At 35.6% G+C, this 20,773-nt stretch carries 20 protein-coding genes and 1 tRNA gene; 3 read left to right on the top strand and 18 right to left on the bottom strand.

Annotated elements, in window-relative coordinates; genetic code table 11:
* Positions 1 to 202: 202 nt before the first annotated feature.
* The 17 genes from ACKXGU_RS11040 to mraZ all read right to left on the bottom strand — a co-directional run bounded on the left by ACKXGU_RS11040 (position 203) and on the right by mraZ (position 17,320).
* A complete protein-coding gene (locus ACKXGU_RS11040; RefSeq protein ID WP_463465369.1) occupies positions 203 to 772 on the bottom strand; it encodes a hypothetical protein in 570 nt (189 codons plus the stop codon).
* A gap of 181 nt (positions 773 to 953) precedes the next feature.
* Positions 954 to 1,027 (bottom strand) — tRNA-Arg (locus ACKXGU_RS11035).
* A 1-nt stretch (position 1,028) separates the two neighbouring features.
* The gene (locus ACKXGU_RS11030) at positions 1,029 to 1,280 is read right to left on the bottom strand and encodes a GIY-YIG nuclease family protein (protein ID WP_463465368.1); all 252 of its coding nucleotides are present in this window, start codon (positions 1,278 to 1,280) and stop codon (positions 1,029 to 1,031) included.
* 68 nt (positions 1,281 to 1,348) lie between these two features.
* Positions 1,349 to 1,801, bottom strand: coding sequence for a GatB/YqeY domain-containing protein (locus ACKXGU_RS11025; RefSeq protein ID WP_463465367.1), 453 nt, complete (start codon positions 1,799 to 1,801; stop codon positions 1,349 to 1,351).
* A 101-nt stretch (positions 1,802 to 1,902) separates the two neighbouring features.
* On the bottom strand, positions 1,903 to 3,864 hold the full coding sequence (gene ftsZ, locus ACKXGU_RS11020) for a cell division protein FtsZ (RefSeq protein WP_463465366.1): 1,962 nt from the start codon (positions 3,862 to 3,864) through the stop codon (positions 1,903 to 1,905).
* Positions 3,865 to 3,908: 44 nt separating this feature from the next.
* A complete protein-coding gene (gene ftsA / locus ACKXGU_RS11015; protein ID WP_463465365.1) occupies positions 3,909 to 5,231 on the bottom strand; it encodes a cell division protein FtsA in 1,323 nt (440 codons plus the stop codon).
* 3 nt (positions 5,232 to 5,234) lie between these two features.
* Positions 5,235 to 5,927, bottom strand: coding sequence for a cell division protein FtsQ/DivIB (locus ACKXGU_RS11010; protein ID WP_463465364.1), 693 nt, complete (start codon positions 5,925 to 5,927; stop codon positions 5,235 to 5,237).
* A 16-nt stretch (positions 5,928 to 5,943) separates the two neighbouring features.
* Positions 5,944 to 7,296: a UDP-N-acetylmuramate--L-alanine ligase gene (murC, locus tag ACKXGU_RS11005; protein WP_463465363.1), complete on the bottom strand. Its 1,353-nt coding sequence runs from the start codon at positions 7,294 to 7,296 to the stop codon at positions 5,944 to 5,946.
* A complete protein-coding gene (murG, locus tag ACKXGU_RS11000; RefSeq protein WP_463465362.1) occupies positions 7,293 to 8,393 on the bottom strand; it encodes an undecaprenyldiphospho-muramoylpentapeptide beta-N-acetylglucosaminyltransferase in 1,101 nt (366 codons plus the stop codon). Before murG ends, murC begins: the two co-directional genes overlap by 4 nt.
* Positions 8,393 to 9,586, bottom strand: coding sequence for an FtsW/RodA/SpoVE family cell cycle protein (locus ACKXGU_RS10995; protein WP_463465361.1), 1,194 nt, complete (start codon positions 9,584 to 9,586; stop codon positions 8,393 to 8,395). Before ACKXGU_RS10995 ends, murG begins: the two co-directional genes overlap by 1 nt.
* A 7-nt stretch (positions 9,587 to 9,593) precedes the next feature.
* On the bottom strand, positions 9,594 to 10,925 hold the full coding sequence (murD, locus tag ACKXGU_RS10990) for a UDP-N-acetylmuramoyl-L-alanine--D-glutamate ligase (RefSeq protein ID WP_463465360.1): 1,332 nt from the start codon (positions 10,923 to 10,925) through the stop codon (positions 9,594 to 9,596).
* A 1-nt stretch (position 10,926) separates the two neighbouring features.
* Positions 10,927 to 12,168, bottom strand: a complete 1,242-nt coding sequence (gene mraY, locus ACKXGU_RS10985; RefSeq protein WP_463465359.1) for a phospho-N-acetylmuramoyl-pentapeptide-transferase — start codon at positions 12,166 to 12,168, stop codon at positions 10,927 to 10,929.
* 7 nt (positions 12,169 to 12,175) lie between these two features.
* Complete coding sequence (locus tag ACKXGU_RS10980) at positions 12,176 to 13,639, bottom strand: UDP-N-acetylmuramoyl-L-alanyl-D-glutamate--2,6-diaminopimelate ligase (RefSeq protein WP_463465358.1); 1,464 nt, start codon at positions 13,637 to 13,639, stop codon at positions 12,176 to 12,178.
* On the bottom strand, positions 13,636 to 15,588 hold the full coding sequence (locus ACKXGU_RS10975) for a penicillin-binding protein (protein ID WP_463467431.1): 1,953 nt from the start codon (positions 15,586 to 15,588) through the stop codon (positions 13,636 to 13,638). Before ACKXGU_RS10975 ends, ACKXGU_RS10980 begins: the two co-directional genes overlap by 4 nt.
* 61 nt (positions 15,589 to 15,649) lie before the next feature.
* Complete coding sequence (locus ACKXGU_RS10970) at positions 15,650 to 15,967, bottom strand: FtsL-like putative cell division protein (RefSeq protein ID WP_103051091.1); 318 nt, start codon at positions 15,965 to 15,967, stop codon at positions 15,650 to 15,652.
* Positions 15,967 to 16,863, bottom strand: coding sequence for a 16S rRNA (cytosine(1402)-N(4))-methyltransferase RsmH (rsmH, locus tag ACKXGU_RS10965; RefSeq protein WP_463465357.1), 897 nt, complete (start codon positions 16,861 to 16,863; stop codon positions 15,967 to 15,969). Before rsmH ends, ACKXGU_RS10970 begins: the two co-directional genes overlap by 1 nt.
* Positions 16,850 to 17,320: a division/cell wall cluster transcriptional repressor MraZ gene (mraZ, locus tag ACKXGU_RS10960; RefSeq protein ID WP_463465356.1), complete on the bottom strand. Its 471-nt coding sequence runs from the start codon at positions 17,318 to 17,320 to the stop codon at positions 16,850 to 16,852. The genes rsmH and mraZ overlap by 14 nt, the downstream gene beginning before the upstream one ends.
* 295 nt (positions 17,321 to 17,615) lie before the next feature.
* Here mraZ and ACKXGU_RS10955 point away from each other — a divergent pair, with 295 nt between their 5' ends.
* The 3 genes from ACKXGU_RS10955 to ACKXGU_RS10945 are packed head-to-tail and all read left to right on the top strand — an operon-like array spanning position 17,616 to position 19,673.
* Positions 17,616 to 18,380: an alpha/beta fold hydrolase gene (locus ACKXGU_RS10955; RefSeq protein WP_463465355.1), complete on the top strand. Its 765-nt coding sequence runs from the start codon at positions 17,616 to 17,618 to the stop codon at positions 18,378 to 18,380.
* A 16-nt stretch (positions 18,381 to 18,396) separates the two neighbouring features.
* Positions 18,397 to 18,999 (top strand): ribosome biogenesis GTP-binding protein YihA/YsxC, encoded by a 603-nt coding sequence (gene yihA, locus ACKXGU_RS10950; RefSeq protein WP_463465354.1) that lies wholly within the window; start codon positions 18,397 to 18,399, stop codon positions 18,997 to 18,999.
* Entirely contained in the window at positions 18,996 to 19,673 is a 678-nt protein-coding gene (locus tag ACKXGU_RS10945; RefSeq protein WP_463465353.1) for a hypothetical protein, read from the top strand. Before yihA ends, ACKXGU_RS10945 begins: the two co-directional genes overlap by 4 nt.
* Before the next feature lie 3 nt (positions 19,674 to 19,676).
* Here ACKXGU_RS10945 and ACKXGU_RS10940 read toward each other — a convergent pair whose 3' ends face one another.
* The gene (locus ACKXGU_RS10940; protein WP_463465352.1) at positions 19,677 to 20,771 is read right to left on the bottom strand and encodes an ABC transporter permease; all 1,095 of its coding nucleotides are present in this window, start codon (positions 20,769 to 20,771) and stop codon (positions 19,677 to 19,679) included.
* Positions 20,772 to 20,773: the final 2 nt, after the last annotated feature.

Below are 20,773 nucleotides of genomic sequence, written 5' to 3'. Positions count from 1 at the left end.
ATTTTAAATGCATAATGGAACATCATGTAAAAAAGTATGGCAAATAAACACCCGAGAATCACCTTGCTGATCAAAGTATTATCTTGAAGTATTAAAAGGTATTGGTATGGCATAACCTAGTAACGTTTTAAAGTCCATAAAATTATGAGGGAAATAACGAGTGGATCAATATAAAAAAATATACTCTATTATCAAGTGGAAACTAACGTTTGACTTGCAGGATATTTAAATCTCTTTGATAGACATCATAAGTTCCACCAATAATGCCAACTCCATTAGGGTAAATCACTAACCTATAGTAATAAGTTCCAACTGCTAAAGCATCATCAATATAGCTTACATGACCTCCACCACCGTATCCTATTGCAGCACTCACAGCTCCATTGGGTGTTTCTATATAACAAGTCCCACTTGTATAAGTTAAGTTAACAGCCGATGTAAAAGCCGGTGTAGTATCCCTTTGAAGAATCAGAAAATAACCTCCCAAGGAACTATTATTTCCTATTAAATTACCTCCAAAAACCCTGGCAAAACCGCTAATAAAAACAGCTGAATTATTAACGCCGCTGCCATCAGTAATCGTTACACTAGTATCAGTACCTGTCAATGGATTAAAAACACCATTATTGAACGGAACATTTTGTATTGTTCCCGAATGCGAACCAATAACTTCTTGATTAATAAAATTACCATCAAACAATACATCACCAACAACATGTAGTACTGTACTTGGATCTGGATTGGTTGTTCCAATACCAACTTGAGAAAACAAGGACTGGCATAAAAACACTAGGACATATATAACTGTATACTTTTTGATAGTTTTATTTTTAAAGTCAAAACTTATATCTAAAAGTACAAAAAATCTGATTATCAATTACATATGCCAAAATCAAATCAAAAAAAAAAATGCTCAAGTAAACTGGGCATTTTTTTATCTTGACAATTATTAGTGACCGCGGAGGGATTCGAACCCCCAACCCTCAGAGCCGAAATCTGATATTCTATCCAATTGAACTACGCAGCCTTCACTTTATTTTTAATTTTTGTTTTAGGAATTGCCGACCAACACCTGTTTTAAAATATTTCTCTCTTTCTATAGATTCTTCTCTAGTTTCAAACGTTTCGAAATAAACCAGCTCCCATGGCAAGTAACCTTTAGTGGATTTAGTTTTTCCTACATTATGTTCTATTATTCGGTTATCCAAATTATCTGTATGCCCTTTGTACAATCTACCATCAACTTCACTTCTCAATACGTATGTAAAATACTTGTCCATAAACCGAAATCTGATATTCCCTGCCGGCAGGCAGGCAGGTATCCAGTTGAACTACGCAGCCTATTTTATTATTGTGAAAGTTTGGCTTTTACAATATTTGATATGGTTTTACCATCGGCTTGACCTGCCAACTCTTTGCTGACAATACCCATCACTCTACCCATATCTTTCATTCCCTCAGCACCTATACTATCAATTGTGGCCACCACAACACCTTCTATCTCCTCTTCAGACAGTGCTTCCGGTAAAAACTGACTTATTACTTCAGCTTCAGCCATTTCTGGTGCAGCTAAATCTTCTCTACCTTGCTCCATAAAAATGGCAGCACTATCCTTACGCTGTTTAACCTGCTTTTGTAATATTTTAAGCTCTTGTTCTTCGGTTAAATCTGTTTGTGCTCCTGTTTCTGTTTTTGCTAACAAAATTGCAGATTTAATAGCTCGTAATGCTGTTAAAGCTGTTTGATTTTTAGTTTTCATTGCCTCTTTCATGGCAGTCATAACATCATCCTGTAAACTCATACTACTTGAAATTTGTTGCGAAGATAAAAAGAAAACCCGAAAATCACTTAAGAAGTTTCTCGGGCTTTCAATGAAGTTTAAACACTAAACTTAATTTGCTATTAATCTACGTTGTCGTGCAAAAACGAATTATTGTTTCTCAATTGGATATCATCATTATCATCTAAACTCAAACTGGTGTTAGACCTGTTTGATTCTGATGATGGTTTTGAATCATCTAAATCAACCCCTTGTCTTTTATAAGCAGGCACCTTCTCGATATCATCAATCTTGGCGTTGTTAAACTTATAATTAAAATCCTTCATCTTACGACGTCTTTCTTCAGCTCGTTCCTTAAGCATTTCTGAAATAGGACTATTCATAGGATCAAACTCTTCTTCCTGCTTTTCTTCTTCTTTGACTTTTGATTCAACCACCTTTTTTTCAAATACCACTTCAGAATCTTCTATTTCAATTTTTTCTTTTACCTGTGGTTCTGCTTGTGCATGGTTCATATTTGACTCCAATTCAACATAATCATCAAGAGCATAGCGCACTTCTCCTTCTTCATTAGACTCTGTAACAGTGATAAGCTCTATATAATCTTTAACTGGAAGTTTTTTGATATTTTCTTCCAACTCATGAACCACCATATCATCACCTTTATTTTCAATTGAAGTAGATTCACTAATGGGTAAATCAAATGTCAATGTGATTTGTTGTTCTTCTTCCAATTCATCAGCAACATCTTCAACCTCAATCTTGGTATTCATTTCGGTGATTACGAAGTCATCCTCATGGACTTCAGCTAAAAACTCATCATAAACGACATCAATATTTTTGATTTCTTCGGTTGTGGCAATCAAGTCATTTTCTAGAATATTTACTTTGGATATAGTCTCGTTAACTTCATCCAATTCATCTAAATCCAAAGTATGCTTAACTACTGGATCCTCCTGCTTTTCTTCTAACTCAATATTAGGTGTAATAATGGCAGGCTCTCGCATTTTTCTAGATAGGTCCTGTTCCATTGATTGATCATCCTCTAGAGCATGAATTACCTTTTTAGTTTCAGTATTGGATATCTCATCTTGTTGATCCATATCAAATCCTGTTGCAATAATAGTTACTGCAATAGAGTCCTCTAAAGCCTCATCTTCACCTACACCCATAATAATATTGGCTCCATGACCTGCTTCATCTTGAATGTGATCATTTATTTCACCAATTTCATCAATAGTAATTTCTTGTGATCCAGATACTATTAGCAGCAATACGTTTTTAGCACCTGTAATTTTATTATCATTCAATAATGGAGAATCCAAAGCCTTTCTGATAGCTTCTTTAGCACGGTCTTGACCAGAAGCTGTTGAAGAACCCATAATGGCAGTTCCACTATTGCTTAAAACCGTTTTGGCATCACGTAAATCGATATTTTGAGTGTAGTGATGTGTAATAACTTCAGCTATACCTCTGGCAGCAGTTGACAGTACCTCATCCGCTTTTGAGAATCCTGCTTTAAAGCCCAGGTTTCCATAGACTTCACGAAGTTTGTTATTGTTTATTACAACCAAAGAATCCACAACATCACGAAGTTTTTCTATACCAATTTGAGCTTGCTGATTACGCATTTTTCCCTCAAATTGAAATGGCATGGTGACAATACCCACCGTAAGGATATCTAAATCTTTAGCCATTTTTGCAATGATAGGTGCAGCACCTGTACCAGTACCACCACCCATTCCAGCAGTTATAAATACCATTTTTGTGTTGGTATCTAACATTCCTTGAATGTCTTCAAAGCTTTCCACAGCGGATTTTTCACCAACATCAGGATTAGCTCCTGCTCCTAATCCTTCAGTTAGATTAACTCCTAATTGAATTTTATTAGGCACACCACTGTTTTGAAGCGCTTGTGCATCTGTATTACAGATAACAAAATCAACCCCTTTGATGCCTTGCTGAAACATGTGATTGATGGCATTACTACCACCGCCACCAACTCCAATAACTTTGATAACATTTGATTGATTCTTTGGTAAATCAAATGAAATACTTGGTTCGAATTCTTTGTTGCTGCTCATGAATTACGTTTATTTAATTTTTATTTTTTTAATTGTCTATTGACTTATTCTGCGTTATCTAAAAAATCTTTTACGCGATCAGTTAATTTATCTAAAAATGATCGTCTTTCTGGTTTTGGCGCTTCAATGACGTCTTCGCTTTCAACATTTTCGTTGGACTCGTGTTCATTTACAGCCTCTACATAGGCTGCCTCAACTTTCTTACGTTCCTGTCTTTTCAATCCGTCCATTACCAACCCTACAGCCGTGGCATATAACGGACTGGTAACTTCATCATCACTATCACCAGCCAAATGCTCATTTGGAAATCCAATTCTGGTATCCATTCCGGTAATATATTCAACCAACTGTTTTAAATGTTTAAGTTGGCTTCCACCTCCTGTTAAAACAATACCAGCGATTAATTTTTTCTTTTGTTCTTCATGTCCGTAATTTTTTATTTCAACATACACCTGTTCAATAATTTCAACTACCCGAGCATGAATAATTTTAGAAAGGTTCTTTAAAGTTATTTCCTTGGGCTCTCGACCTCTCAATCCAGGTATGGACACAATTTCATTTTCTTTGTTTTCTCCTGGCCAAGCTGATCCAAACTTAATTTTTAATAGTTCAGCTTGCTTTTCTATAATAGAACAACCCTCTTTGATGTCTTCTGTTATAACATTACCTCCAAAAGGAATAACAGCCGTATGACGAATGATACCATCTCTAAATATGGCCAAATCCGTTGTTCCGCCTCCAATATCGATTAACGCAACACCAGCTTCTTTTTCTTCTTGACTTAACACTGCATTTGAAGAGGCCAAAGGCTCTAATGTGATTCCTTCCAAATTCAATCCTGCACTTTGAACACAACGGCCAATATTTCTAATAGACGATACCTGTCCAACCACAACATGAAAGTTAGCCTCCAATCGGCCGCCATACATTCCAATAGGCTCTTTTATCTCGGCTTGACCGTCAACTTTATATTCTTGCGGAAGCACATGAATGATTTCCTCGCCTGGTAGCATCACCAACTTGTGAACCTGATTGATGAGTCTATCAATATCATCTTCATCAATAACCAAATCAGAATTTGGGCGTGTGATATAATCACTGTGTTGTAAACTTCTTATATGCTGACCTGCAATACCAACCGTTACATCTTCTATTTTCATCTCGGATGCTAACTCGGCTTCCTGAACCGCTAATTGAATAGATTGGATAGTCTGTGTTATGTTATTCACAACGCCTCTATGGACACCAAGACTTTTTGATTTTCCAATACCTAAAATCTCAACTTTACCATACTCATTCTTTCGACCTATCATGGCCACTATTTTAGTGGTTCCAATATCTAATCCTATTGCAATATTTCCTTCCATAGTTTAAGATTTAGTGCCTATCACTTGACTATCAAATTGTAGATTAATCCTACTATATTTATTCATTAAATTTTCTTTGGTTGCTTTTTTGTAAAACACTTTTAGATTATTTATTTTTTTATCTAATCGTTTTAAACTACCAACAAACACCTCAAAATTGCATTGTCTCAATCGTAACGAGATATTTCCATCAGAATCTTGATTAATTATTGTAACATGTTTCTTTAAAAAAATATCCTCTTCAACTTTTCTTGCCATTTTATAGACATTCTGCAAGTTGTTTTTATCAACATGTCCCGCAACAATTGGTACTCTAGCAGTATAATTTGTTGACAAAGGCATAAAACTTCCTTGGTCGTCTATATAAAAGGGCGACGAGTTTTGCACTCGCGCGATAGGTTTTTTTTGTTCTATTTCAGCTGTCAATTTGCCGTTAACCCCAACAAACACTTCAGCTGAACGAATCATTGGATTTAAATTTAGGGCAGTCTCCAATTGATTCAAATCTAAAATTTCTTTAGGGACATTCTTAACACCTGCTTGATTTTGTATTAACAATTTACTAACAGCCTCATGCGTGATAAAAAGATTTTCCTCGCCTTTAAAAATTATCTCGGTTTCCGATACTTTCCGTTTACTATTTTTAGCACTTGAAAACGCATATAACACTACCACCAAGAGTAGTATAACAATCATTTTTATGTGATTCCAATTAACTCGCATGCAATAGTGCTTGTTTTATATGTTTTACTTCATCCCCAATATCTCCAGCTCCAATTGTAAGTATGACATTTGCATTACTTTCTTTGATTTTAGAGATTAAATTTGCTTTTTTAACTAATTGCTTATTTGAATTTTTAATTTTATCCAACAACCATTGTGAAGTCACTCCCGGAATAGGTAGTTCTCTAGCTGGATAAATATCCAGTAAAATGATCTCATCAAACTTTGAAAGACTTTCTGCAAATTCATCAACAAAATCCCGAGTTCTACTATACAAATGCGGTTGGAAAATTGCCAAAACTTTTTTGCTTGGATACATTTCCCTCACAGCTTGGTGTACCGCATTAATTTCTTCGGGATGATGGGCATAATCATCAATGTACACCACATCATCATTTTTAATGTGATATGAGAACCTTCTTTTAACCCCTTTGTAAGATGCTAAAGCTTTGGCGAGCTGCTGGTGAGGGCAACCAAACTCTGCAGCCATCGCCAAGGCTATTAATGCATTCGACAGATTATGTCTACCAGGTAGGTTAAATTTGAAATTTTCAAGAGTTGTTTTTGGCGTTTTGACGTCAAAAACATAAGCTCCATTTTCTATTTTTAAATTGATAATGGCATAATCGGAACCATCTTCAATTCCATAGGTTATTCCATTTATTGGCAATCCACTCTTAACAAATAGTTTACCATTTTGTTTTATTTTGTTTGCGAAGTCCTTAAAAGACTTTTCTAACTCATGGGCATCACCATAAATATCCAAATGATCGGCATCCATTGATGTGATACAAGCAAAATCAGGTGATAGGGTCAAAAATGACCGATCAAATTCATCGGCCTCAACAACAGTCACTTCTGTGCCATTCATAATTAAATTGGATTGGTAATTTTCACTGATACCTCCTAAAAATGCCGTAACTGGAACATCACATGCATTTAGCAGATGTCCCAAAATACTGGTTGTTGTAGTTTTTCCGTGGGTTCCGGCTACTGCCAAACATTGTGTATTTTCAGTAATGAGACCTAAAACTGCTGCACGTTTCATAACCTTAAATCCATTTTCATTGAAATACGCCAATTCCGTGTGGTTCTTTGGAATGGCAGGCGTATAGACAACCAACGTATTAACTGGGTTTAAAAATGTTGCATCAATATTGTTAACAGCATCCTCAAAATGTACGGACATACCCAAACCTATCAATGAATCTGTTATATCTGATTTGGTTTTATCGTATCCAGAAACCTGTTTTTTATTAGCATGAAAATACCTAGCAAGAGCACTCATGCCAATACCTCCAATCCCAATAAAGTACACATTATCAATAGTTTCTAGATTCATTTTTTTACTTTCAATAATTTATCAACTTCATCAGCTATTTGACTCGTTGCGTTAACCAAAGCTAATTTTCTTATGTTTTGCCCTAATTGCTTTTGTCTTTCAGGCGATACCATTAATTGGGTAAACTTGTTTTGAAAATCAACTTCCAAATCTGCTTCTCTTATCAATACAGCAGCATCTTCATCAACAATCGCTTGAGCATTCTTGGCTTGATGATCTTCCGCTACATTTGGAGACGGAATAAAAATAACTGGCTTACCAACGATACATAATTCAGATACTGAACTAGCACCAGCTCTTGATATAATGATATCAGCAGAAGCATAGGCACATGCCATGTCATTTATAAAAGCGTGCACCTGAATATGCTTGGTATGACCATAAATTTTATACTGTTCGTAGTATAGCTTACCACACTGCCAAATAATCTGAATATTATGTGTCAACAAATAGTCCAGTTCCTTTTCAATCAATTCATTAATCCGTCTAGACCCTAAACTTCCTCCTAACACCAACAATGTTCTCTTCTCTTTTTCTAAACCGAATAAGGCAAATGCATCCTGCCTTTTATTCTCAATATCCAACAGATCTTGCCTTACAGGATTCCCTGTTTTTATGATTTTATCTTTAGGAAAAAAGCGTTCCAGACCATCATAAGCCACACAAATGGTGTTGGCTTTTTTAGACAGCAACTTGTTGGTTATACCTGGATAAGAATTTTGTTCTTGAATTAATGACGGAATCCCTTTTGAAGTCGCCACTTGTAATAAAGGCCCGCTCGCAAACCCTCCAGTTCCAATAACAACATCTGGTTTAAATCGTTTTACTACTTTTCTAGCCTTATATAAACTACTCAATAGCTTGAAAGGGAAGCCCAAGTTTTTAAGGGTTAGTTTTCTTTGTATACCTGAAATCCATAATCCAACAATATCATAACCTGCTTGAGGAACTTTATCCATTTCCATACGATCTTTGGCACCAACAAATAAAAATTCAGCATTTTGATGACGGGATTTTAATTCATTGGCAATAGCAATAGCCGGATAGATGTGACCTCCTGTTCCACCCCCTGATAATATGATTTTGTAGTTACTCATTAAATCGTTTCGGATAAAATTTCTAACGGATTTTCATTGTCCAATTCCTGTTCTTTTAACTCTTCTCTTTTAGCACTAACACTCAATATGATTCCAATGGCCAAACACGTCATCCAAATAGATGTTCCACCACTACTAATTAAGGGTAACGTTTGACCTGTAACAGGAAACAGTTCCACAGCAACTGCCATGTTTATCAATGCTTGAAAGACTATAGGAAGTCCAACACCCAATACTAATAACTTGCCAAATATGGTATCTGATTTTTGAGAGGCAATAACTATTCTAAACAAAAGCCACAAATAGAAAATCATTAATGTAAAACCTCCTAACAACCCGTATTCTTCGACTATGATTGCAAATATGAAATCTGAAGATGATTGCGGCAAAAAGTTTTTCTGCTTACTCTTACCTGGACCCACTCCTCTGACACCTCCAGAAGCAATGGCAATTTTAGCTTTTTCGATTTGATAGTCAGCTTCAGTTACTTCATCCGATGAAAAATTTTCAATTCGACTCATCCATGTATCAATTCTATTGGGCATAACATCCGGAAATGCTTTTGCTATAAGTACAAAAAACACCAATCCAATAATTCCTGAACCAATAATGATTCCTAAATACTTAATCGGATATCCTCCCAAGAAGACTAATACAATCACCATTAAAAACATGATTGCAGCAGTTGAAAAATTAGCAGGTAAAATCAAAACCAAAACCAAGAAAACAGGAATCCAAAGTGGCAATATGGACTCTTTAAATGTGATATCCCTATCCTTTACTTTAGACATATATCTTGCCACATAAACCATTAACACTACAAATGCAAAAGTTGATGTTTGAAAAGACATGTTCACAATGGGTATTTGAATCCATCTACTAGCATTTGCGCCTTCTATAGTTGTTCCTTGCAGCATGGTTATAACCAATAAGACAATTACCACAGGCATCATAATCATAGACAACCCTTTAAAATACCTGTAGGGTATTTTATGGACCCCATACATAATGGCAAAACCTAAAAACAAGTGCATCAAGTGCTTAATGAAGTAGGTAAATGTATTTCCGTTACCTCCAATGTAAGCTAGATTACTGGCAGCACTATAAACAGGCAAAAACGAGAAAATAGCCAATAATGCCGCTATTGCCCAAATTAACCGATCACCTTTAATGTTATTAAATACTGCTTGCATATAAATCTTATAGGTTTCTTACAGCATCTTTAAACTGTCTTCCTCGATCTTCATAATTTTCAAACAAATCGAAACTTGCACAGGCTGGAGACAGCAAAACATTGTCACCTGATTTTGCAATTTTATAGGCTATTTTAACAGCCTCACTCATATATTGTGTTTCCACAATAATATCAACCATTGATGAAAAATTCTCAAGTAATTTTTGATTATCGACTCCCAAACAGATAATAGCCTTTACTTTTTCATTGACAAAGGGAAACAATTCAGTGTAGTCATTACCTTTATCTTGGCCACCCACGATCCACACAGTTGGCGCTTCCATGCTTTCCAAAGCATAATAGGTTGCATTGACGTTAGTAGCTTTTGAATCATTGATATATTGAACTTTGTTGATTTTCAACACATGTTCTAACCGATGCTCCACACCTTGAAAATTTTCCAAGCTCTCTCTAATAGTCTGTTTTCTAATTTTTAATAGGTGGGCAACTGTAGAAGCTGCCATGGCATTTTTAATATTGTGTTTTCCTTCTAATGCTAAATCCTTTGTTGGCATAATTATCTGGTTGTTATCTATTGTTATTTTTATGTTTTCATTTTCTAAAAAAGCACCATTTTCAAAAGTTTGAACCAATGAAAAAGGCAATAAAGTTGATTGAATTGGGTGTAGCTCTAACCAATTTGATATAACAGGATCATCCCCGTCGTAAATTAGATAGTCATTTGAATCTTGATTCATGGCAATCCTAAATTTGGAGGCTATGTAGTTTTCAAATTTATAATCGTATCTATCTAAATGATCCGGCGTGATGTTTGTAATTACCGCTATATGCGGTTTAAAATCCTTACAATCATCCAATTGAAAACTGCTGATTTCCAATACGTAATTCTCAAAATCATCTTCTAAAACTTGTTTTGCAAAGCTGGCGCCTATATTACCTCCTAAACCTACTGACAGCTGCTGCTTAAGAATATGATAGGTCAATGATGCCGTGGTAGTCTTGCCGTTACTCCCAGTGATTCCCACAATAGTAGCATCGGTATATTTTGATGCAAATTCTATTTCGGAAATCACGGGAATGTTGGCTGCTATTAATCTCTGGACCAAATCCACCTTTGGTGGAATACCAGGGCTTTTCATTACTAAATCTGCATTCAAAATTTTGGATTCCGTATGCTTTTCGTGTTCCCAATCAATCTCATTATTTTCAAGAACGTCTTGATATTTTGGTTTGATTTTCCCTTTATCGGAAACAAAAACCTCATATCCTTTGGCCTTACCTAATAAAGCAGTTCCAACACCGCTTTCTCCTCCACCTAAAACCACAAGCCTTTTCATACTATCTAATTTTCAATGTCACAATAGAAATAATGGCTAACAGTATTCCGACAATCCAGAATCTGGTAACGATTTTACTTTCATGATATCCTGATTTTTGATAGTGATGATGTAGTGGCGACATTTTAAAAATGCGCCTTCCTTCACCATATTTTTTTCTGGTATATTTAAACCAACTGACTTGCATGACCACCGATAAGTTTTCGGCCAGAAAAATGCCGCACAATACAGGTATCAACCATTCCTTCCTTACTGCAATAGCTATCACTGCGATAATGCCGCCAATGGTCAAACTTCCTGTATCTCCCATGAAAACTTGGGCTGGATATGTGTTATACCATAAAAACCCAATTAATGCTCCTACAAATGCAGCTATGTAAATAGTTATTTCCTCAACTCTAGGTATATACATAATATTCAAATATTGAGAGAAAATGATATTACCTGAAACCCAAGCAAATATTCCTAAAGTCAATACAATAATGGCCGATGTACCAGCAGCAAGTCCATCTATACCGTCAGTCAAGTTTGCGCCGTTCGAAACAGCGGTTATAATAAAAATGCTCACCAAAATGAAAATAACCCAAGCGTATTGCTTTAAATTTGGGTTAATCCATGTGATTAAGTCGGAGTAATCAAACTCATTGTTTTTAACAAAAGGGATAGTGGTTTTTGTAGATTTTTCTTCTACATCAAACAATTTAGCAGTCGGTAAATCTGGATTTTCAGCAAGCAAAACTCTTTGTTCTTCAATAGGCAGTTCTTCTTTGATAGTGACATCATTGCTAAAAAATAGCGTTGCCCCAACAATGATTCCCAGTCCAACCTGACCTAATACCTTAAACCTCCCTTTTAAACCTTCCTTATCATTTTTAAACTTTTTAATGTAATCGTCAATAAATCCAATGGTTCCCATCCAAACAGTTGTGACAATTAATAGGATGACATAAATATTTTCAAGCTTTGCCAATAACAAAACAGGAATAAGCGTTGCTAGAATGATAATGATACCTCCCATTGTTGGGGTTCCTGCTTTTTCAACTTGCCCTTCTAGACCTAAATCCCGTATGGTTTCACCAACTTGTTGTCTTCTTAGAAATTTGATGATGCGTTTCCCAAAAATGGTCGATATCAGCAACGACAGTATGATAGCCATAGCAGCTCTAAAGGTTATAAACCCAAATAATGATGCTCCAGGAAATTGGTACTGTTTTTCTAGATATTCAAATAGGTAATACAACATATGGTCTTTATTTCTGCAATTGCTTTAAGAATTCTTTCACTATTTTAAAATCATCAAAATCAAATCGCTCACCCTTTATTTCCTGATAGGTTTCATGACCTTTTCCTGCTATTAGTATAATATCATTACTATTGGCCATTTGGCAAGCTGTTTTAATAGCCTGTTTTCGATCGGTTATTGAAATGGTTTTTTTGAAATTTTGAGGTTCCACACCGGCTTCTATCTCACTAATAATTGTTTCAGGATTTTCACTTCTTGGATTATCGCTGGTGAAAATAACCTTGGTACTCAAGGCAGAAGCGATATGTCCCATTTTAGGTCGTTTAGTTTTATCACGATCTCCACCACAACCAACAACCGTTATAAGTTCTTCATTCTTTGTACGGATACTGTTAATAGTTTCAAGTACATTTTTTAAGGCATCTGGCGTATGGGCATAGTCGACAATAGCTGTAATTTTATCATCAGAAATCAGATACTGAAAACGTCCAGAGACACTTTCTAACTCACTAATAAGCCTTAAAATCTCAACTTTTTCCAGACCAAGTAATTCAGCTGTTGCGTAAATAGCCAGAACATTATAGGCGTTAAAGTTTCCAATCAATCTTGTCCAGACTTCACTATCATTTATTTTAAGTAGTAGTCCGCCAAATTGATTTTCAAGAATTTGAGCTTTATAATCTCCATAACTTTTAAGAGCATAGGTAAATTTTCTAGCTTTGGTATTTTGAAGCATGACAAGTCCATTCTTGTCATCAATGTTGACCAAAGCAAAAGCTTTTTCAGACAGTCCATCAAAAAATGACTTTTTAACATCTCGGTATTCGGCAAAACTTTTATGATAATCTAAATGATCATGAGAAAGGTTGGTGAAAATACCCCCTTCAAACTTCAGCCCTTCGGTTCGTTTTTGATGTATTCCATGAGAACTAACTTCCATGAAACAATATTCAACACCAACTTCGCTCATCTCCATTAAATACTTATTAATTGTCAATGAATCAGGTGTTGTATGGGTTGCTTTATATTCAATATCATCAACCATAATTCTTACAGTTGATAATAAACCTACTTTGTAGCCTGCTTTTTTGAATAACTGATACAGGAGCGTAGCAATTGTTGTTTTGCCATTAGTTCCCGTGACACCTACTAAACGTAAATTATCAGAAGGCGTACCGTAATAATTTGACGCCATAATTGCCAAAGCACTTGAAGAATTTTCGACCTCCACATAAGTTACTTCTGGTTCTAATTTTACAGGTAGTTTTTCACAGATGACTGCGGTACAACCATTAGACAAAGCCTTTTCAATAAAATCGTGTCCGTTTGACTGCGTCCCTACAATAGCCACAAAGACATCGTTTTTTGATACTTTTCTGGAATCAAACTCAATTTTATTGACTGGAACATTTGTTGAACCAGCAACAGCATTCAAAGTAACTTTGTATAAAATATCCTTTAAAGTCATCATGATGCGTTTATTATTACTGTTTGATTCCGTTTAATTTTATCGCCTTTAGTGATAGACTGTGATTTTACTTCACCAACACCTTGAGTTCTGACTTTAAGACCCATATTTTCAAGTATGGCAACGGCATCCATGGTTGGCAATCCAACAACATTAGGCATGATCGTTTTATGCTTTTCAGAAATATCATAATAGCGTTCATACTCCTTATCAATAGCAGCATGTTGGATTTCCAAGGATTCCACCTCATCAATCAAAGGCGTATCCGTAAATATTTTTTGAGCAATTCTTTTGAATACAGGTCCTGTTACATCAGCTCCGTAATAACCTTTTACAACACTAGGCTTATGAATGACAACTATACAGGAATATTTTGGGTTCTCGGCTGGAAAATAACCCGCAAAAGATGACACATATCGTCTATTCTTTTCCCAATCAGGCATCCAATATTCGGTTTTCGCCGTTCCTGTTTTACCTGCGATTGAAAAATAAGGGGAATACAAAGACTTACCTGTACCTCTCACCACAACATTTTTAAGAATAGCTTGAATTTCTTTGAGTGTTTTATCTGAACAAATTTTATTGTTGATAATCTCCCTCTCAAAACTTTCAATCTGTTTATCCAACTCCTTGACCTCTCTTATAAATCGTGGTTTTACCATGACGCCATTATTGGCAATAGCATTGTAAAAAGTTAAGGTTTGTAATGGCGTCAAGGACAAGTTATAACCATAAGCCATTGAAGGCAATGCATTTTTACTCCATTTAGTATGACCTGGCTCATAAATAGCCGGTTTTCCCTCCCCTAAAATTGGCAATCCCAGAGGCTGATCCAGCTTCCAACTTTTTATTCTATTCAGAAATTTTTCAGGTGAATTGGCATAATTATCATCAATAATTGTAGCTAAACCAATGTTTGAAGATACCTCTAATGCTCTTGCGGCTGATATTTCACCATAACCTCCATGGTGGGAATCATTTATGTATCGACCATAAAACATTTTGCGCCCTCTTTTCGTATCCACAATTGTTGATGTATCAATCACTTTATCTTCCAATGCTGCCATCAAAGCCATCACCTTGAAAGTAGATCCGGGCTCATGAGATTCACCAACTGCATAATTTAACTTTTCATAATAGGTTCCCTTGTCCGTTCTTCCCAGATTAGAAATAGCTCTAATCTCGCCAGTTGCAACTTCCATAACTACAACACAACCATGCTCCGCTTCATAATATTCCAATTGTTGCAATAAGGCATGATGGGCAATATCCTGAATGTTGACACTAATTGTTGTATAAATATCATAGCCATCTTTTGGTTCAACTTGGTTGTAATCAGCTATGGGTTTCCATTGGCCTTTTCCGATTCTTTGTTTTAATCGGTGGCCATCTTTACCTCTTAAATATTTAGTGCCAAAAGCACCATCCAATCCTGCTCTGGTGATATTACCATCCTCATCTGATCGTTCATACCCAATGGAACGTTGCGCAATTCCACCCATTGGGTGCTCACGTTTGGTGTTTTGTTCTACAATTAATCCGCCTTTAAAGGCTCCTTGATTTAATAATGGAAAGTTTCTAACTCGGATATATTCTGAATAACCAATGTTTCGACTTAATAACAGGTATCTGTTCTTATTGGCTCTTGCCTTTCGAATCGATCGTTCATAATAAGACGAAGGTTTACCTGAAAAGGCTGATAGCGAATCACAAAGTGGTTTTAAATATTTTTCAAAAGTTGTCGAAGAAGGCGTCATGGCATCAATCCGGATATCATATTTTGGAATTGAAGTTGCCAAAAGATTACCGTTAGCAGAATATACATTACCACGATTGGCCGGAATAACCACATTTTTTATGGTTCGCTCTTCGGCTAAACTGCGATATTTATCACCCTGTAAAAATTGAATACTTAACAGTTTAAAGATTACAGCTAAGGCGAAGATGAACATACATCCTGCTATAAAATACAATCGGTTCAATATGTTCTTCTCGTTTACTGCCAAGTTGAACTCAATTTTGTGATTTAACTTTAATTTTTGTGGGCGGTATTTCTGATATAGCTAATCCCATTTCCTTCATCTTCCTTTCCACAACTGTCTCCTTTTTTAATTCCATGAGCTTTTTACGACCATCAACAAAAGCTGATCGCATTTCTTTAGCCTCATTATTTAAACGTGCAATTTCATGTACTTTTTTATCTGCGCTATGCGAACTTGCAATCATGATTATAGCAAGCGCCGACAAAAACAAGATCATTCTCCAATTTTTAAAAGCGTCATCACTGACTAAAAATGTTCCTTTTAAAATGCTGTACAATCCCTTTTTCATTATAACTTTTCAGCTATTCTTAATTTGGCACTTCGTGCACGGTTGTTATTTTTAATTTCTTCAGATGTTGGAACAATTAACCCACCTACTTTTTTGAATGGCACCTCATAATTTCCATACACATCCCTTTCTGGCTCTCCTTCAAATAGTCCATTTCTAATAAATCGTTTTACTAGTCGGTCTTCTAGCGAGTGATATGAAATCACACTTAATCGCCCACCTTTTTTAAGAACCTCTGGTGTTTGTATCAAGAATTCTTTTAAAACATCAATTTCTTGATTCACCTCTATTCGTATGGCCTGAAAAATTTGAGCTAACACTTTATTTTCTTTTTTATGATTCAAAAATGGCTTCAAAACCTCTTTTAGCTGATCACTGGTTTTTATGAAACCAGCATTCCTATTTTCAACAATCACCCTTGCCATAGCTGGCGCTTGACGCAATTCACCATATTGCCACAACAACTGCCTCAATTGATCTTCATCATATTCATTAACAACATGAAAAGCTGAAAGCGCATCATTTTGATTCATTCGCATGTCTAAATCGGCTTCAAATCGGGTTGAAAAACCGCGTTCTGCTACATCAAACTGATGTGAGGACACACCAAAATCAGCCAAAATACCATGCACTTCTTTGACACCATAAAACCTTAAAAACCGTTTCAGGTATCTGAAGTTTTCATGAATAAGCGTAAAACGATCATCATCAATTGTATTTAAAAGAGCGTCTGGGTCTTGGTCAAATGCATATAGTCTGCCATTTTTTCCCAATCTTTTTAAGATCTCCCGACTATGTCCGCCGCCACCAAAAGTGACATCAACATAAACCCCATCTTCAACTATATTTAAGCCATCAACTGTTTCTTTAAGTAAAACGGGATTATGATATTCCATGGTCATCGTCATCTTGTCCCATTACTTCTTCAGCTAAATCAGCAAAATCGCCTGTAGCATCATCGATAGCTTGTTCATATTTTGTTTTATCCCAAATCTCAACGATGTTAATGGCCGAGGACACCACTATTTCCTTCGAAATATTAGCAAACACCACCAAATCTTTTGGAATCAATAATCTCCCTGTAGAGTCTACCTCAATCATTCTCAATCCGGCAGTAAATCGGCGGATGAAATCATTGTTCTTTTTCTTGAATCGATTAAGCTTATTAACTTTTTGCATGAGTGATTCCCATTCCGTCATAGGATACAACTCTAAACATGGTTGAAATACGGCTCGTTTGAGAACAAACCCATTTTGAAGCACAGGTGACAACTGCTTTTTTAAAGCAGCAGGCAACATCAATCTACCTTTTGAGTCCACCTTACATTCGTATGTTCCTATTAATGAGTTCAAACCGCTATTTCCTGATTCTAGGGATTAAGTTTCAAATATATTGAAAAATATACCACATTTTACCACATTTTACCACTTTGTTGATAATTTTTCGATTAACAGTCTGTTTTTTGCGATTTGAAATTTTGCTAAAAATATCTTAACAGCTTAATTTCAGAGAGTTAATACAATCAATACATATTCCTAATATCAATGTTAATATCTTGAAGAATTGGCTTTTGCAAGGCGCCAATATTTATCCATATATTGTGAATGAATTGACTATATTTGCCTTTAAGAACAGCTAAATCAAATAATGGCGCACAGATTAAAAAAAGAAAAAAGTTACAGATATATTGAAGTTGGTGAAGGAACTCCAATTATTGTTCTTCACGGCCTGATGGGAGGGTTAAGTAATTTTGATTCTGTCACCAATTATTTCAGCAAGAAAGGGTATCGTGTCATTATACCTGAACTACCCATTTACACCATGTCCCTTTTAAAGACCAATGTAAAAAGTTTCGCAAAATACCTTCATGATTTTATTGAATTCAAAGGGTTTAATGAAGTTATCTTGTTAGGGAATTCACTCGGTGGACATATTGGTCTATATCATACTAAGTTATACCCAGAAAAAGTCAAAGCCTTGATAATAACAGGTAGTTCTGGCCTTTATGAAAGTGCGATGGGTGGTGGTTATACCAAACGCAGTGATTATGAGGTGATTAAAAAGAAGGCTCAAGATGTGTTTTATGACCCAGCAGTTGCCACAAAAGAGATAGTTGACGAAGTTTTTGAAACGGTCAATGACAGAAATAAACTGATTAAAACCTTGGCCATTGCTAAAAGCGCCATCAGACATAATATGGCTAAAGACCTACCCAATATGCAAACACCTGCATGTATCATTTGGGGCAAGAATGATACCGTAACACCACCGGAAGTTGCTGAAGAATTCGATGAACTTTTGCCAGATTCTGAATTGTTCTGGATAGACAAGTGTGGGCATGCGGCCATGATGGAACATCCTGATGAATTCAATGAGATTCTTGATTCCTGGTTAACCAAAAGAAATTTCTAAACCCAATTTATTAGTCATGGAAATTAAATCGGCAGAATTTATAATGAGTAATTCTGATGTGATGAAATGCCCAAAAAATTTACTGCCTGAATATGCTTTTATTGGCAGGAGTAATGTTGGCAAATCATCATTGATAAATATGCTGACCAATAGAAAAAGTTTAGCCAAAACATCTGGAAGACCTGGAAAGACGCAACTAATTAATCATTTTTTAATTAATAAAAACTGGTATTTAGTTGACTTACCTGGCTATGGCTATGCTCGCGTATCCAAAAGTGCAAAAAAAACCTTTCAAAAATTTATAACGCAATATTTTAGCTTAAGAGAGCAATTGGTATCTGCTTTTGTTTTGGTAGATATTAGACATGATGCACAACCTATCGATTTAGAATTTATGCAATGGTTAGGTGAACACGGCATTCCATTCTCCATAATTTTCACAAAAGCGGATAAATTAAAACCAAATGCCATAACCCGTCATGTAGAAAATTACAAAACCAAACTACTGGAAACTTGGGAAGACATGCCAAACTATTTTGTGACATCATCTTCAAAATCGATTGGTAAAGATGAGGTTTTGGATTATATAGATTCCATAAATAATGATTTCAACCCATGAAAATTATACTCTCATTTTTTTTCATCATTCTAGTTTCTCATTACAGTTTAGGACAAGCAAAAATCTACATTGACGAAGATGGCAATAGGATTAGTCAAATTAAGTTCAGAAAAAAATGGAGTAATAAGGAGTTGCTCTTGAGCCGTTGGGACTCTATTGGAAAAAACAAAAAGCGCTATGCAACTTTGAAAAAAGATCTTTATCAATATGGCAATTTCACTCATAGTTCTTTAATTACAGAACTTGAAAAAATCACAGGTAAGAAAATTCAAGACAGTCTGATTATTATTTTGGAATTCTATTATAAAGATGATTTATGCAATTCTGTTTGGGACAACAAATGGACTAAAAGTGATATAAAAGAACGGAAGGAATTTATCACGCCTATCAGAGATTATTTATACTCAAATGATATGATATTGTTTTGTTTATTCGAAAACACTATTCAGTTAAAAAATAACCCAAATAGTGAAACTGAATTTTTCTTTTCAGACTTAAACAGCTTTTTCAGAAACAAAATATTTCTTAATCCAACTCTTTGTGGCTCACACGCTATCATTAAGCCGAATGGAGAAGTACTGGTCAGAAATGGAGAGAATAGAGCAGATTATATGACAGGGCATTTAAAACCAGAGATTTGGAATGGATTTTTTAATGATAAAGAGAGGGATTAATTGTCAACTCCTCACATCCAATGCATCACGTAAAGCATTACCCATAAGCATAAATGCCATAACCAAACTCATAATACAAAATCCTGGTATTAATGCCAGATAAGGCTTACCGAGAATAATATAATTATAGTGATCTTTTATCATTGCGCCCCAACTTGACATAGGTGGTTGCGCCCCAATACCCAGGAAACTCAAACCGCTTTCAATTAAAATAGCAGCTGCAAAATTAGTTGCTGAAATAACAATGACAGGAGCCATAATATTTGGGAGAATGTGTTTGGTTATTATTCTATAGTCATTAAAGCCTAAAGCTCTGGCAGCTGTTACATATTGCATTTCCTTTACGCTAATAACCTGACCTCTAACCACTCTAGCCACTTCAACCCACATAGTCAATCCAACAGCAATAAATACTTGCCAAAAGCCTTTACCCAAAGCCAGTGTAATAGCAATTACTAAAAGTAAGGTTGGAATAGACCATGATACATTAATAATCCACATTATAACAGCATCAACCTTACCGCCGAAGTAACCAGCCAAGCTCCCCATTAGGATACCGACAACCAGTGATATAAATACCGCAATAAAGCCTATAAAAAATGAAATTCTAGCACCAACCAGCACCCTACTCAACAAGTCTCTTCCGTATTTATCCGTTCCAAAAATAAATGTTCGTTCGTCAACAAATGGTTTTATAGAATTTTCATTATAAACACTCAAATCAATGGTTTTAGTCAACCCCTCCAAATTATCAGCGGCATACTCCGTGTAAGTTAATTGGTTGTTTTCCAGCACATGTTCTGTAATGGGGATTTCAGTATCAGAATTTTGATAACCAAAAAAAAGCTTGTTCAATAAAGCTTGTTCACTTTTTTTTGATTCAGGAATCACAAGCATATCAACTGTGAATCCTGGCTTTTGAGAATGTATTGCCAAATGCATCTGATTGGCGTGCTGTGAATTATCAGGTGCTAAAATATAGGCAAATATGGAAATCAAGCCAATGATTATAATAAACACCAAACTAAAAACGCCCCAGAAATTTCTTTTGAATTTCTGGAGCGCTAGTTTACTTAATGAGCTTGTTGGCTGACTCATAA

It is taken from the genome of Hanstruepera sp. CR43, from assembly GCF_055227665.1.
The sequence above is the reverse complement of the archived record's forward strand: the minus strand, read 5'-3'. Positions and strand labels throughout refer to the sequence as shown.

What these genes read in the sequence shown, in the direction of transcription:
- ACKXGU_RS11030 (WP_463465368.1), bottom strand. Translation starts at nt 1,280, where the DNA reads ATGGACAAGTATTTTACATACGTATTGAGAAGTGAAGTTGATGGTAGA.
- ACKXGU_RS11025 (WP_463465367.1), bottom strand. Translation starts at nt 1,801, where the DNA reads ATGAGTTTACAGGATGATGTTATGACTGCCATGAAAGAGGCAATGAAA.
- ftsZ (WP_463465366.1), bottom strand. Translation starts at nt 3,864, where the DNA reads ATGAGCAGCAACAAAGAATTCGAACCAAGTATTTCATTTGATTTACCA.
- ftsA (WP_463465365.1), bottom strand. Translation starts at nt 5,231, where the DNA reads ATGGAAGGAAATATTGCAATAGGATTAGATATTGGAACCACTAAAATA.
- ACKXGU_RS11010 (WP_463465364.1), bottom strand. Translation starts at nt 5,927, where the DNA reads ATGATTGTTATACTACTCTTGGTGGTAGTGTTATATGCGTTTTCAAGT.
- murC (WP_463465363.1), bottom strand. Translation starts at nt 7,296, where the DNA reads ATGAATCTAGAAACTATTGATAATGTGTACTTTATTGGGATTGGAGGT.
- murG (WP_463465362.1), bottom strand. Translation starts at nt 8,393, where the DNA reads ATGAGTAACTACAAAATCATATTATCAGGGGGTGGAACAGGAGGTCAC.
- ACKXGU_RS10995 (WP_463465361.1), bottom strand. Translation starts at nt 9,586, where the DNA reads ATGCAAGCAGTATTTAATAACATTAAAGGTGATCGGTTAATTTGGGCA.
- murD (WP_463465360.1), bottom strand. Translation starts at nt 10,925, where the DNA reads ATGAAAAGGCTTGTGGTTTTAGGTGGAGGAGAAAGCGGTGTTGGAACT.
- mraY (WP_463465359.1), bottom strand. Translation starts at nt 12,168, where the DNA reads ATGTTGTATTACCTATTTGAATATCTAGAAAAACAGTACCAATTTCCT.
- ACKXGU_RS10980 (WP_463465358.1), bottom strand. Translation starts at nt 13,639, where the DNA reads ATGATGACTTTAAAGGATATTTTATACAAAGTTACTTTGAATGCTGTT.
- ACKXGU_RS10975 (WP_463467431.1), bottom strand. Translation starts at nt 15,588, where the DNA reads ATGTTCATCTTCGCCTTAGCTGTAATCTTTAAACTGTTAAGTATTCAA.
- ACKXGU_RS10970 (WP_103051091.1), bottom strand. Translation starts at nt 15,967, where the DNA reads ATGAAAAAGGGATTGTACAGCATTTTAAAAGGAACATTTTTAGTCAGT.
- rsmH (WP_463465357.1), bottom strand. Translation starts at nt 16,863, where the DNA reads ATGGAATATCATAATCCCGTTTTACTTAAAGAAACAGTTGATGGCTTA.
- ACKXGU_RS10955 (WP_463465355.1), top strand. Translation starts at nt 17,616, where the DNA reads ATGGCGCACAGATTAAAAAAAGAAAAAAGTTACAGATATATTGAAGTT.
- yihA (WP_463465354.1), top strand. Translation starts at nt 18,397, where the DNA reads ATGGAAATTAAATCGGCAGAATTTATAATGAGTAATTCTGATGTGATG.
- ACKXGU_RS10945 (WP_463465353.1), top strand. Translation starts at nt 18,996, where the DNA reads ATGAAAATTATACTCTCATTTTTTTTCATCATTCTAGTTTCTCATTAC.
- ACKXGU_RS10940 (WP_463465352.1), bottom strand. Translation starts at nt 20,771, where the DNA reads ATGAGTCAGCCAACAAGCTCATTAAGTAAACTAGCGCTCCAGAAATTC.